9 protein-coding genes are annotated in these 13463 nt (G+C 67.8%); 6 read left to right on the top strand and 3 right to left on the bottom strand.

The features are described 5' to 3' along the window. Window positions 1–5: 5 nt before the first annotated feature. Window positions 6–659, bottom strand: coding sequence for a CsiV family protein (locus IG194_RS23750; protein WP_009621368.1), 654 nt, complete (start codon window positions 657–659; stop codon window positions 6–8). Window positions 660–669: 10 nt separating this feature from the next. After that, window positions 670–4119 (bottom strand): transcription-repair coupling factor, encoded by a 3450-nt coding sequence (gene mfd, locus IG194_RS23755; protein WP_058488920.1) that lies wholly within the window; start codon window positions 4117–4119, stop codon window positions 670–672. A 139-nt stretch (window positions 4120–4258) separates the two neighbouring features. Here mfd and IG194_RS23760 point away from each other — a divergent pair, with 139 nt between their 5' ends. Together IG194_RS23760 and IG194_RS23765 are read left to right on the top strand one after the other, a co-directional pair. After that, window positions 4259–5725 carry a glyceraldehyde-3-phosphate dehydrogenase gene (locus IG194_RS23760; protein WP_043267306.1) on the top strand — a complete coding sequence of 489 codons (1467 nt, stop codon included), beginning with the start codon at window positions 4259–4261 and terminating at the stop codon, window positions 5723–5725. A gap of 116 nt (window positions 5726–5841) precedes the next feature. Continuing rightward, window positions 5842–7242 carry an amino acid permease gene (locus IG194_RS23765; RefSeq protein ID WP_058071953.1) on the top strand — a complete coding sequence of 467 codons (1401 nt, stop codon included), beginning with the start codon at window positions 5842–5844 and terminating at the stop codon, window positions 7240–7242. Between the two features lie 396 nt (window positions 7243–7638). Here IG194_RS23765 and IG194_RS23770 read toward each other — a convergent pair whose 3' ends face one another. Further along, entirely contained in the window at window positions 7639–8319 is a 681-nt protein-coding gene (locus IG194_RS23770; protein WP_058488921.1) for a TetR/AcrR family transcriptional regulator, read from the bottom strand. Between the two features lie 116 nt (window positions 8320–8435). Between IG194_RS23770 and IG194_RS23775 the strand changes: the two genes are divergently transcribed. Genes IG194_RS23775 through IG194_RS23790 form a run of 4 tightly spaced genes read left to right on the top strand, consistent with a single transcriptional unit; the run spans window position 8436 to window position 13456 of the window. Next, entirely contained in the window at window positions 8436–9458 is a 1023-nt protein-coding gene (locus IG194_RS23775; RefSeq protein WP_058488922.1) for an efflux RND transporter periplasmic adaptor subunit, read from the top strand. Further along, window positions 9458–11221, top strand: a complete 1764-nt coding sequence (locus tag IG194_RS23780) for an ATP-binding cassette domain-containing protein (protein ID WP_058488923.1) — start codon at window positions 9458–9460, stop codon at window positions 11219–11221. The genes IG194_RS23775 and IG194_RS23780 overlap by 1 nt, the downstream gene beginning before the upstream one ends. Then, window positions 11218–12339 carry an ABC transporter permease gene (locus IG194_RS23785; protein ID WP_058488924.1) on the top strand — a complete coding sequence of 374 codons (1122 nt, stop codon included), beginning with the start codon at window positions 11218–11220 and terminating at the stop codon, window positions 12337–12339. Before IG194_RS23780 ends, IG194_RS23785 begins: the two co-directional genes overlap by 4 nt. Before the next feature lies 1 nt (window position 12340). Next, on the top strand, window positions 12341–13456 hold the full coding sequence (locus IG194_RS23790; protein ID WP_058488925.1) for an ABC transporter permease: 1116 nt from the start codon (window positions 12341–12343) through the stop codon (window positions 13454–13456). The last annotated feature ends 7 nt before the right edge of the window (window positions 13457–13463 follow it).

Below are 13463 nucleotides of genomic sequence, written 5' to 3' on the forward strand. Positions count from 1 at the left end.
TGCGTTTACTGCTGGTCTGGCTCGCTCGCCGGCGGGGCGTCGAAGCCGCCGTTGGCTGGGGCTTCCGGGGCGGGTTGCTGCGGTTGCCCGGCCGGCGCCTCTTCCTGCATTTCCGCCGGCGGCGGTGTGGTCGGCTTGGCGTTGAGCGGGCTGACGCGGATCAGCATGCCCAGGCTGGGATGGTCGAGGTAGGCCAGCACGTCGTTCTTCAGGCTGACGTCCTGGACCATGTGCTGGCTGTTGGCGAGCAGGCCGTCGGCGCCGAACTGGTTGATCCAGAAGTCCACCTGGGTGTCGACGAAGCGCTGCTGGCGCAGGCTGATGGTGCCTTCCACGGGGAAGTGGTCATCCTGCTGGCGGCCTTCGCTGAGGGCGATCTTCACCGGCGTGTCGCCGATGGACTGTTTCCAGGCCTTGTGCATCAGCACGTGGTAGCCCTGGGCCTGGGCCAGCTTGTTGGCCTGGGCGTCCATCGCCGTCGGCCGGCGGGCGTCCTCGCCCAGCGGCTGGGCGCCCTTGGCCCAGTCGTCGGGCGCCGGCTGGCTGGAGTAGACGACGTCGCCTTCCTGCTGGAACAGGATCAGTTCGACCTGGTAGAGGTCGTCGGCGAAGCTCGCCGGGGCGATAAGGGCAAGCAGCAGCGGCAGGTAGCGGAACATACTGGTCCTTTCAGGATGCGTTGGGCGCGAGGCGCTCGAACAGCGCCTCGAGGGTGTTGAAGCGTTCTTCCGGGCGCTCCATGGGCACCTGGAACTTGAACAGGGTCGCGCCTTCGAACTTGTAGCGGTTCGGCTGGCTCTGGATCAGCTTGATCAGCACCAGTGGGTCGACGCAGGTATCGGCGGCGAATTCTACCCGGCCTCCCTGGGGGCCGGCATCCACCTTGACGATGCCGAGCTTCTCCGCCTGCAGTTTCAGGAGCGTCAGACGCACCAGGTTCTTCGCCGGCTCCGGCAGCAGGCCGAAGCGGTCGATCATCTCCACCTGCAGTTCGCGCAGGCCGTCCTCGTCCAGCTGGTTGGCGATGCGCTTGTAGAGGATCAGCCGGGCGTGCACGTCGGGCAGGTAGTCCTCGGGGATCAGCGCCGGCACCCGCAGGTTGATGTCCGGGCCGCCGCCCAGGGGCTGCTCCAGGTTGGGCTGCTCGCCCTTGCGGATGGCTTTCACCGCGCGTTCGAGCATTTCCATGTAGAGGGTGAAGCCCACCGCCTGGATCTGCCCGCTCTGGCCTTCGCCGAGCAGCTCGCCGGCGCCGCGGATTTCCAGGTCGTGGGTGGCCAGGACGAAGCCGGCGCCCAGGTCCTGGGCGTTGGCGATGGCCTCCAGGCGTTTCTCGGCGTCGGGCGTCATCTGCTTGCGCGGCGGCGTCAGCAGGTAGGCGTAGGCCTGGTGGTGGCTGCGGCCGACGCGCCCGCGCAACTGGTGCAGCTGGGCCAGGCCGAACTTGTCGGCGCGCTCGATGAGGATGGTGTTGGCGCTGGGCACGTCGATGCCGGTCTCGATGATGGTCGAGGCCACCAGCACGTTGAAGCGCTTGTGGTAGAAGTCGCTCATCACTCGTTCCAGATCGCGTTCGTGCATCTGCCCGTGACCGATGCCGATGCGCGCCTCGGGCACCAGTTCGGCCAGGTCGCGGGCGCACTTCTCGATGCTTTTCACCTCGTTGTGCAGGTAGTAGACCTGGCCGCCGCGCAGCAGCTCGCGCAGCAGCGCCTCCTTGATCACCGCGTTCTGCTGCTCCATGACGAAGGTGCGCACCGACAGGCGGCGCGCCGGCGGCGTGGCGATGATCGACAGGTCGCGCATGCCGGCCACGGCCATGTTCAGGGTGCGCGGGATCGGCGTGGCGGTGAGGGTGAGGATGTCCACCTCGCTGCGCAGGGCCTTGAGCTGCTCCTTCTGGCGCACGCCGAAGCGGTGTTCCTCGTCGATGATGACCAGGCCGAGGTTCTTGAAGCGCACGTCCTCCTGCAGCAGCTTGTGGGTGCCGATGACGATGTCCACCTTGCCTTCGGCGAGCTGGCCGACCGCGCCTTCGACTTCCTTGGCGGTCTTGAAGCGGCTCATCACCTCCACCGTCACCGGCCAGTCGGCGAAGCGGTCGCGGAAGCTGTTGTAGTGTTGCTGGGCTAGCAGGGTGGTAGGCACCAGCACCGCTACCTGCTTGCCGCTGTGCACGGCGACGAAGGCGGCGCGCATGGCTACCTCGGTCTTGCCGAAGCCGACGTCGCCGCACACCAGGCGGTCCATCGGCTTGTCGGCGAGCATGTCGGCCACCACAGCGTCGATGGCCGCCTGCTGGTCCGGTGTCTCCTCGAAGGGGAAGCCGGCGGAGAAGGTGGCGTAGTCGGCCTGCGGGTCCTTGAATGCGTAGCCCTTGCGCGCGGCGCGGCGGGCGTAGATGTCGAGCAGTTCGGCGGCGACGTCGCGGACCTGCTCGGCGGCCTTGCGCTTGGCCTTCTGCCAGGCCTCGGAGCCGAGCTTGTGCAGCGGCGCCAGGGCGTCGTCGCTGCCGGTGTAGCGGGCGATCAGGTGCAGGTTGGCCACCGGCACGTAGAGCTTGGCCTCGTCGGCGTACTCCAGGGCCAGGAACTCGGCGTTCTGCCCGTCGATCTCCAGGGTGATCAGGCCCATGTAGCGGCCGACGCCGTGGTCGATGTGCACCACCGGCGCGCCTTCGCGCAGCTCGGTGAGGTTCTTGATGACGTTCTCGCCGCCGTCGCGGGTCTTCTCGCGGCGCCGGCGCTGCATCACGCGCTGGCCGAACAGCGGGCTCTCGGCGATCAGCGCGACTTCGCCGCTCAGCAGCAGGCCGTCGTCCAGCGGCGCGATGGTGATGGCCAGGCGCTCGGGCTGGGCGAGGAAGGCCGGCCAGCCGTCGACTTCGCCGGGGCGCAGCTTCAGCCGCGCCAGCAGTTCCAGCAGCACCTCGCGGCGCCCGGCGGATTCGGCGCTGAACAGGATGCGCCCGGGGAATTCCTCGATGAAGCGGCGCAGCCGGGCCAGCGGCTCGCTGGCCTTGGCCTCGATGGCCAGGTCCGGCAGGGGCTCGGCGGGGAAGCTCTCGCGGCCCACGCCCGGCTCGACCGGCTCGGCGCTGACCACCACGCGCGGCCAGCTCTTCAGGCGGGCGAAGCAGTCCTCCACTGGCAGGAACAGCTCGGCCGGCGGCAGCAGCGGCCGCTCGGGGTCGTAGCGGCGGTCCTCGTAGCGGCTGCGCACGTCGTTCCAGAACTGCTCGGCGGCCTGCTCGATGCCCGGCAGGGAGAACACCTGGGTGTCCTGGGGCAGGTAGTCGAACAGGGTGGAGGTCTCGCCCTCCTCGAAGAACAGCGGCAGGTAGTACTCGATGCCGGCCGGGGTCAGGCCGCTGGCCAGGTCCTGGTAGATCGGGCAGCGCCGGTAGTCGACGTCGAAACGCTCGCGGAAGCGCCCGCGGAAGCCGGTGACCGCCTCCTTGCGCAGGGGGAACTCGCGCGCCGGCAGCAGGCGGATGCTCTGCACCTTGTCGATGGAGCGCTGGTTCTCCGGGTCGAAGGTGCGCAGCGTCTCGATCTCGTCGTCGAACAGGTCGATGCGGTAGGGCAGCTCGCTGCCCATCGGGAACAGGTCGATGAGCGCGCCGCGCACGGCGAACTCGCCGTGTTCGTAGACGGTGTCCACGCAGCGGTAGCCGGCGGCTTCCAGGCGCAGGCGCATCTGCTCGACGTCGAGCTTCTGGCCGATGTCCAGCACCAGGCTGCCGCCCAGCAGGAACTTCACCGGCGCCAGGCGATGCAGGGCGGTGGCGATGGGCGCCACCAGCACGCCGCGGCGCAGCTCGGGCAACTGGTAGAGGGTGGCGACGCGCTGGGAAATGATGTCCTGGTGCGGCGAGAACACGTCGTAGGGCAGGGTTTCCCAGTCCGGCAACTGCAATACCGGCAGGTCCGGGGCGAAGAAACGCAGCTCCTGTTCCAGGCGCTCGGCGCTCTGGCTGTCGGTGGTCAGCAGCAGGGTGAAACGGCTGGCCCGGGCGGCGGCCTCGGCCACCGCCAGGCTCAGGGCGGCGCCGGGCAGGTTGCCCCAGGTTTGCTTGCCGGCCGCGGCCGGCAAGGCGGGAATACGCAATACGGACACGGGCGTAGCGGGCTCCGGTCGGAAATTTGACCGGGTGGATTGTAACTATCCCGATTGACGGCTGTCAGTCTTTGCAGCGCTGCAGATTGCCGGCGATGGCCTGCACCGTCATAATGTAGCCCCTTTTTTCTTCTCCTACATGTGGAAGGTAATGCCCGTGAATCAGAAGCCCGACCAGTGTCTCGGTGAGTGGATCGATCGTGAAGCCCTCGCGGAAGCCATGATTCCGCTGATCGGCCAGCTCTACCGCAACAACAACGTGGTGACCTCGATCTACGGCCGTGGCCTGATCAACCGTTCGGTGATCGACATTCTCAAGGCGCACCGTTTCGCCCGCCACCGCCTGGCCGACGAAGCCGAGCTGTCGGTTCACGACACCTTCCCCGTCCTCAAGGCCATGAGCGAGCTGAAACTCGGCGCCGCCTCGGTCGACCTGGGCAAGATGGTCGCCAAGTTCAAGGCCGAGGGTAACGGCCGCAGCATCGAGCAGTTCACCAAGGACGAGCTGGCCGACGTGGTCGGCAAGCAGAACGGCGCCGCCCGCGAAGGCACCGACGTCGTGCTGTACGGCTTCGGCCGCATCGGCCGCCTGCTGGCGCGCATCCTCATCGAGAAGACCGGTGGCGGCGACGGCCTGCGCCTGCGCGCCATCGTCGTGCGCAAGGGCGCCGAGAACGACCTGGTCAAGCGCGCCAGCCTGCTGCGCCGCGACTCCGTGCATGGCAAGTTCGACGGCACCATCACCATCGATGAGGCCAACAACACCATCACCGCCAACGGCAACCTGATCCAGGTGATCTACTCCAACGATCCGTCCTCGGTGGACTACACCCAGTACGGCATCAAGAACGCCCTGCTGGTCGACAACACCGGCAAGTGGCGCGACGCCGACGGCCTCGGCCAGCACCTGAAGTGCCCGGGCGTCGACCGCGTGATCCTCACCGCTCCGGGCAAGGGCGCGCTGAAGAACATCGTCCATGGCATCAACCATGGCGACATCACCGCCGACGACAAGATCGTCTCCGCCGCCTCCTGCACCACCAACGCTATCGTGCCGGTGCTCAAGGCAGTCGATGACCAGTACGGCATCGTCAACGGCCACGTCGAAACCGTTCACTCGTACACCAACGACCAGAACCTGATCGACAACTTCCACAAGGGCAGCCGCCGCGGCCGCAGCGCTCCGCTGAACATGGTGATCACCGAGACCGGTGCCGCCACCGCCGCCGCCAAGGCCCTGCCGGTGCTCAAGGGCAAGCTGACCGGCAACGCCATCCGCGTTCCCACCCCGAACGTGTCCATGGCCATCCTCAACCTGAACCTGAACAAGTCGACCTCCCGCGAGGAGATCAACGAGTACCTGCGCCAGATGGCCATGCACTCGGACCTGCAGAAGCAGATCGACTTCGTCAGCTCGCAGGAAGTGGTCTCCACCGACTTCGTCGGCTCCCGCCACGCCGGCGTGGTCGATGCCGAAGCCACCATCTGCAACGACAACCGCGTCGTGCTGTACGTGTGGTACGACAACGAGTTCGGCTACAGCTGCCAGGTGGTCCGCGTGATGGAAGAGATGGCTGGGGTCAACCCGCCGGCCTTCCCGCGCTAAGCCAGGCCTGAAAATCGAAAACGGGAGCTCTCGGGCTCCCGTTTTTCGTTAGTCTTCGCGCTTACCCGCGCACCATAACGATAAAAATGCCAACCCCTCTACCGAGGAACCCCGCAATGGATGGACACCCCCATCTGCATGAAGGCTCGCTCAAGCGTGGCCTGAAGAACCGCCACATCCAGCTGATCGCCCTGGGTGGCGCCATCGGTACCGGCCTGTTCCTGGGCTCGGCCGGTGTACTGCAATCCGCCGGCCCGTCGATGATCCTCGGCTACGCCATCGGCGGCTTCATCGCCTTCCTGATCATGCGCCAGCTCGGCGAGATGATCGTCGAGGAACCGGTCGCCGGTTCCTTCAGCCACTTCGCCCACAAGTACTGGGGCGGCTTCGCCGGCTTCATGTCCGGCTGGAACTACTGGGTGCTGTACATCCTGGTCGGCATGTCGGAACTCACGGCGGTCGGCAAGTACATCCAGTTCTGGTGGCCGGAGTTCCCCACCTGGGCCACGGCGGCGATCTTCTTCGTGCTGATCAACGCCATCAACCTGTTCAACGTGAAGGCCTTCGGCGAGACCGAGTTCTGGTTCGCCATCATCAAGGTCGCCGCCATCATCGGCATGATCCTGCTCGGCATCTGGCTGCTGGCCAGCGGCCACGGCGGCCCGCAGGCCTCGGTGAGCAACCTGTGGAGCCACGGCGGCTTCTTCCCCAACGGCATTTCCGGCCTGGTGATGGTCCTGGCGATCATCATGTTCTCCTTCGGCGGCCTGGAGCTGGTGGGCATCACCGCGGCCGAAGCGGCGGAGCCGAAGAAGGTGATCCCCAAGGCGATCAACCAGGTGATCTACCGCATCCTGATCTTCTACATCGGCGCCCTGGCCGTGCTGCTCTCGCTGTACCCGTGGGACGCGCTGCTGCAGAGCATCAACAGCTCCGGCGACCCGTACAGCGGCAGCCCCTTCGTCAAGGTGTTCTCGCTGCTGGGCAGTGATGTCGCGGCCAACGTGCTGAACTTCGTGGTGCTGACCGCGGCGCTGTCGGTCTACAACAGCTGCGTGTACTGCAACAGCCGCATGCTCTTCGGCCTGGCCGAGCAGGGCGACGCCCCGCGCGCCTTCGCCAAGGTCGACGATCGCGGCGTGCCGCTGCTGGCCATCGGCGTCTCGGCCTTCATCACCCTGGCCTGCGTGGTGGTCAACTACGTGATCCCGCACCAGGCGCTGGAGCTGCTGATGTCGCTGGTGGTGGCGGCGCTGGTGATCAACTGGGCGATGATCAGCCTGGCCCACCTGATGTTCCGCCGCGCGAAGAACCGCGAGGGCGTGCGCACCAGCTTCCGCGCCCTGTGGTACCCGTTCGGCAACTGGCTGTGCCTGGCCTTCGTGGTGTTCATCCTCGGCATCATGCTGCAGATCCCGGGCATCGACGTGTCGGTGTACGCCATCCCGGTATGGGTGGTGCTGATGGGCATCTGCTACCTGCTCAAGCGCAAGGGCGAGGCACGGGCTACCGCCTGATCCCGCCGGCGCTGGACGAGAAAGGGCCGCATTCCTACCGGGGTGCGGCCTTTTTGTTTGCGGCGGCGGATAACCGCGAACGGTCATGCGCCCTACGTCATGGTTGGGCATTGCGTAGGGCGCATAACGCCTACGGCGTTATCCGCCGTTTGACCGTGATTCCAGGCGCGTTCCGGGTCACCTGTTCCCGGGCACTCCGGGCCCGACCCGCCATGGCGATGGGTATCGCTTCGCTCAACCCATCCTACGGGGGAATGGCGTGGGTGGGGCAGCGAACCGCGCCGATACCTCCGGCTATCGCGGACAAGGTCCGCTCCTACAGATTGCCCGGAGACATGGCGTTCCCACCCGTAGGATGGGCCCCACCGGCGACGCTGTAGGCCGGCCAGCGCCGTACTACAGCCGCCCGTCGCGGTAATCCCGCGCCACCGCCTCCAGCCCCGCCTGGGCGAACAGCTGCAGGTGGCGGGCGAGGTCTTCCGGCGGCTGTTCGAACAGGCCGGTCAGCGGCGTGGGGATTTCCCGGCTGATCACCTGCAGCGTCAGGTAGGGCGCTATCACGCTGAACAGGCAACGCAGCAGCGCCGGCTCCTGGGCGGGGATGCCGGTGACCTCGCCGAGCAGCGCCAGCACCAGGCGCACCTTGGGCATGGCCTCCCGGTCGATGAGTTCGGAGAGGAAGGGCGAGGGCGTCAGCAGCTCGCGGGCCCACAGGCGCGCCTGCCAGCGCTGGCCGTTGGCAACGTTGAGGGTCAGTGCCGCGATCAGGTCGGCGAGCTTGTCGCGGGGCGGGCGCTGGCCGCAGGTCAGTCGTTCGAGCTGGTCGTAGCCGATCAGGTGCTTGTGCATGTCCTGCAGCACCGCGCGGTAGAGGCCGTCGCGGCTGCCGAAGTGGTAGTTCACCGCGGCCATGTTGCACTGCGCGCGCTGGCAGATGGCCTTGCTGGTGGTGTCGGTGTAGCCACGCTCGGCGAACAGTTCGCCGGCCGCCAGGAGTATCCGGCGACGAGTGGCTTCGCCGTCCTGGCGCGGCGCGCGGGGCGGCTCCTGGCGAGCCTTGCGGGGTGGTCCAGGCATGCTTGCACCCTGCTGGATGGGAGTCTGTGCAGACTAGAGCCGGGCTAGATCAAATTCAAATTTGAATTCGTTGTCTATGCTTGCCCCTTGTCGTCAACCGATAGCGGGTCGTCATCATGCGCAAGAAGCTCGTCGTTGTCCTGCTGCTGCTCGCCGTAGCGGGCCTGGGGGCCTGGTACTACTTCCACTCGAAGGCCGAGCAGGGCGGCGACCTGGTGCTCTACGGCAACGTCGACATCCGCCAGGTGTCCCTGGCCTTCACCGGCAGCGAGCGCATCGCCGAGATGCGCGTGGAGGAGGGCGACGCGGTCAAGGCCGGGCAGGTCCTGGCCAGCCTCGACAGCCGCACCCTGAAGCTGCAGATCGACCAGGCCAAGGCGCAGATCGCCGCCCAGGAAGCCAACGTCCTGCGCCTGCACAACGGCTCGCGCCCCGAGGACATCGACCGCGCCAAGGCCCAGGTGGACGGCGCCAGGGCCCAGGTCGAACTGGCCGGCATCCAGCTGCGCCGCCTGCAGGGCATCCGCGCCAACAGCCCCGGCGGGCGCGCGGTCAGCCAGCAGGACCTGGACAACGCCAGCGCCCAGCTGAAGGTCGACCAGGCCCGGCTGGAGGATGCGCAAAAGGCCCTGCGCCTGGCGAAGATCGGCCCGCGCGCCGAGGACATCGCCCAGGCCGAGGCCCAGCTGCAAGGCGCCCGCGCCCAGCTCGCGCTGCTGCAGCACAACCTCGACGAAACCCAGCTGCGCGCCCCGCAGGACGCCACGGTGCGCTCGCGCCTGCTGGAGCCGGGCGACATGGCTTCGCCGCAGCGCGCGGTCTACGCCCTGGCCATCACCGATCCGAAGTGGGTGCGGGTGTACGTCAACGAAACCCAGCTCGGCCACATCAAGCCGGGCATGCGCGCCAGCGTCAGCACCGACAGCCATCCGCAGCAGCCGGTGCAGGGGCGCGTCGGTTACATCTCCGACGTCGCCGAGTTCACCCCCAAGGCCGTGCAGACCGAGGAGCTGCGCACCGCGCTGGTCTACGAGGTGCGGGTGATAGTCGAGGACAAGGACAACCGCCTGCGCCTGGGCATGCCGGCCACGGTGCGCATCGCCGAGGGCGACCAGGTGCGCGACGGGAAGGCCGACTGATGGACCTGGTGATAGACGCCCGCGGCGTCGCCAGGCAGTTCCTGGTCAAGGAATCCGGGCAGATCGTGCAGGCCTTGCACGGCCTCGACCTGCAGGTGCGCAAGGGCGCGCTGACCGCGCTGGTTGGCCCGGACGGCGCCGGCAAGACCACCTTCCTGCGCCTGGTGGCCGGGTTGCTGCGCGCCGACGGCGGCGAGCTGGAGGTGCTCGGCATCGACGTCAAGGCGCACCCGCAGCGCGTGCAGGACCTGATCAGCTACATGCCGCAGCGCTTCGGCCTCTACGAAGACCTGAGCGTGCAGGAAAACCTCGATCTCTACGCCGACCTCCATGGCGTCGGCGCGCAGCAGCGCCGCCAGCGCTTCGAGCGCCTGCTGGCGATGACCGACCTGGGACGCTTCACCGACCGCCCTGCGGGCAAGCTGTCCGGCGGCATGAAGCAGAAGCTCGGCCTGGCCTGCACCCTGGTGCGCTCGCCGCAACTGCTGTTGCTGGACGAGCCGACCGTGGGCGTCGACCCGCTGTCGCGCCGCGAGCTGTGGGAAATCGTCCAGCAGTTGGTGGAGGAGGAGAGTCTCAGCGTGCTGCTGACCACCTCCTACATGGACGAAGCCGAGCGCTGCTCCGAGGTGTACCTGCTGCACCAGGGCCAGTTGCTGGCCCAGGGCCTGCCCGAGGACATCCGCCGCCACGCCGATGGTCTCTGCCGCATCGCCGTGCCGCCGGTCGGCGAGCCGGCGCGCAAGCTGCAGGCGCGGCTGCTGGACGATCCGCAGAACATCATCGACGCGGTGCCCCAGGGCGGCGAGGTGCGCTTCATCCGCCAGCGCGATGCCGATGAAAAGCGCCTGGACGAACTGCTCGACGGCGCCCCGGTGCGCGAGGTGGACGCGCGCCTGGAGGACGGCTTCATGGTCCTGCTGCGGGCCAGGAGCGGCGCCGAGCAGGTGGATACCGAGGCGCTCAAGGCCGCCGCGCCGGGCGGTACTTCCGGCAACGGCGAGGCGGTGATCGAAGTGAAGGACCTGGTGCGCAAGTTCGGCGACTTCACCGCGGTGGACCGCACCAGTTTCAGCGTGGCCCGCGGCGAAATCTTCGGCCTGCTGGGCCCCAACGGCGCCGGCAAGACCACCACCTTCCGCATGCTCTGCGGGCTGCTGCCGGCGTCGTCCGGCAGCCTGCAGGTGGCGGGCGTCAACCTGCGCCACGCCCGCGCCCAGGCGCGCCGGCGCATCGGCTACGTGTCGCAGAAGTTCTCGCTGTACGGCAATCTCTCGGTGCGCGAGAACCTGCAGTTCTTCGGCGGCGCCTACGGCCTGGCCGGCAGGCAACTGGGGCGGCGCATGGACGAGGTGTCGCGGCAGTTCGACCTTTCCGGCCACGAGGGCGAGCCCAGCGGCCAGCTGCCCGGCGGCTACAAGCAGCGCCTGGCCATGGCCGTGGGCCTGCTCCACGAGCCGGAAATCCTCTTCCTCGACGAACCCACCAGCGGCGCCGACCCCCTGGCCCGGCGCGGTTTCTGGCAGCGCATCACGGCGCTGGCGGCCGGCGGCACCACCATCATCATCACCACCCACTTCATGGAAGAGGCCGAGTATTGCGACCGCATCGTCATCCAGGACGCCGGGCGCATCCTCGCCATGGGCACGCCGCAGCAGGTGCGCGAGCAGGCCGGCGGCCAGGGTAGCTCGCTGAACATGGAGCAGGCCTTCATCGAGATCGTCGAGCAGGCCCGCCAGCACCAGCAGGAGGCGCGCGCATGAGCGGTTCGTTCTGGCGCCGGCTGCTGTCGCTGACGCGCAAGGAAGTGCGCCAACTGCTGCGCGACCACAGCAACCTGATGATCGGCATCGGCCTGCCCATCGCGCTGATCCTGATCTTCGGCTACGGCCTGTCGCTGGACGTGCGCCACAGCCTGGTGGCGGTGGTGCAGGACGACCCGGCGCCGCAGGCCCGCGACCTGCTCGCCAGCATCAGCGACTCGGAATACCTGCGGCCGCTGCCGCTGAAGTCCTTCGAGGAGGGCCGGCGGATGCTGGAGTCGCGCCAGGCCGACGCCCTGGTCTACCTGCCCGCCGACTTCAGCCGCCGCCTGCAGGACGGCAACGCCCAGGTGCTGGTGCTGGTGCAGGGCTCCGACGCCACCCGCGCCTCGGGGGTGAGCAACTACCTCAACCAGGCCCTGGCGCTGTGGGGTGAGAAACAGGCGGCGCGCAACGCCGGGCTGCAATCCGGCGGCGTGCGCATCGAGCAGCGCATGTGGTTCAACGCCGCCAACACCAGCACCTGGTACCTGGTGCCAGGGCTGATCGTGCTGATCATGACCCTGGTGGGCGCCTTCCTCACCGCGCTGGTGATGGCCCGCGAATGGGAGCGCGGCACCCTGGAGGCGCTGTTCGTCACCCCGGTGCGCTCGGTGGAAATCCTCCTGGCGAAGATCATCCCCTGCTTCCTGGTCGGCCTGCTGGGCCTGGCGCTGTGCCTGCTGGCGGCGCGCCTGCTGTTCCACGTGCCCATGTACGGCTCGTTGCTGGCGCTGCTGGTCAGCTCCATGCTCTACCTGTTCGTCGCCCTGGGCATCGGCCTGCTGATCTCGGCGGTGACCAAGAACCAGTTCCTCGCCAGCCAGATTTCCCTGCTCGCCAGCTTCCTCCCGGCGATGATGCTCTCGGGCTTCATCTTCGACCTGCGCAACGTGCCCACCGCCGTGCGGGTGATCGGCAACCTGCTGCCGGCCACCTACTTCATGGAGCTGGTGAAGTCGCTGTTCCTGGCCGGCGACTTCTGGCCGCTGATCATCCGCAACTGCCTGATCCTCGCCGGCTACGCCGTGGTCCTGCTGGGCCTGGCGCAGTTGGCCACGCGCAAGAGGCTGGACTGAGATGGGCGCCTTCGTCGAACTGCTGCGCCGCCTGGCCAATCTCTGGCGCAAGGAGCTGCTGGTGATCCTCAAGGACCCGGCCAACCGCATCGTGCTGCTGGCGCCGGTGCTAATGCAGAGCCTGCTGTTCGGCTACGCGGTGACCTTCGACCTCAACGACGCGCCCTACGCGCTGCTCGACCAGAGCCACAGCGAGTCGTCCCAGCGCCTGGCCAACCGCCTGGACGGCAGCGGCATCTTCCACCGCGTGGCGACCCTGCGCGCGCCGCGCGACATCGCCAGCGTGATCGACGCCGAGAAGGCGCTGCTGGTGATCCAGATTCCCGCCGACTTCGAGACGCGCCTGACCCGCGGCGAGCCGGCGCCGCTGCAGGTGATCCTCGACGGGCGCAACTCCACCACCGCCGGCGCCGCGGCGGCCGGGCTGGCCAGTGTGGTCAACGACTTCAACCGCGAGCGCGGTCTGGCCCAGGCGCCGGTCAGCGTGGTCACCCGCGCCTGGTACAACCCCAACCTGGAGACGCGCTGGCCGCTGATCCCGGCGCTTATCGCCTCGCTGAGCATGCTGCAGACGCTGATGCTCAGCGCGCTCTCGGTGGCCCGCGAGCGCGAGCAGGGCACCTTCGACCAACTGCTGGTCACGCCCTATTCGCCCATGGAGATCATGCTCGGCAAGGCCCTGCCGCCGATCCTCATCGGCCTGGTGCAGGCGTCGCTGGTGCTGCTGATGGCGCTGTACTGGTTCCGCATCCCCATGGCCGGCTCGCTGCTGGATTTCTACGGCGGGCTGCTGGTGTTCATGGTCTCCTGCGTCGGCCTGGGCCTGTCGATCTCGGCGGTGTCGCTGAACATGCAGCAGGCGATGCTCTACACCTTCGTGCTGATCATGCCGATCATGCTGCTCTCGGGCCTGGCCACGCCGGTGCGCAACATGCCCGAGGCGCTGCAGATGGCCACCTACATCAACCCGCTGCGCTTCGCCATCGACCTGATCCAGCGCATCTACCTGGAAGGCGCCAGCCTGTTCGAGGTGGCCCATGACCTGTTGCCGATGCTGGTGGTGGCGAGCGTGACCCTGCCGCTGTCCGCCTGGCTGTTCCGCAATCGACTCGCCTGACCGGAGG

It is taken from the genome of Pseudomonas sp. ADPe, from assembly GCF_014843515.1.
Classification (GTDB): domain Bacteria; phylum Pseudomonadota; class Gammaproteobacteria; order Pseudomonadales; family Pseudomonadaceae; genus Pseudomonas; species Pseudomonas citronellolis.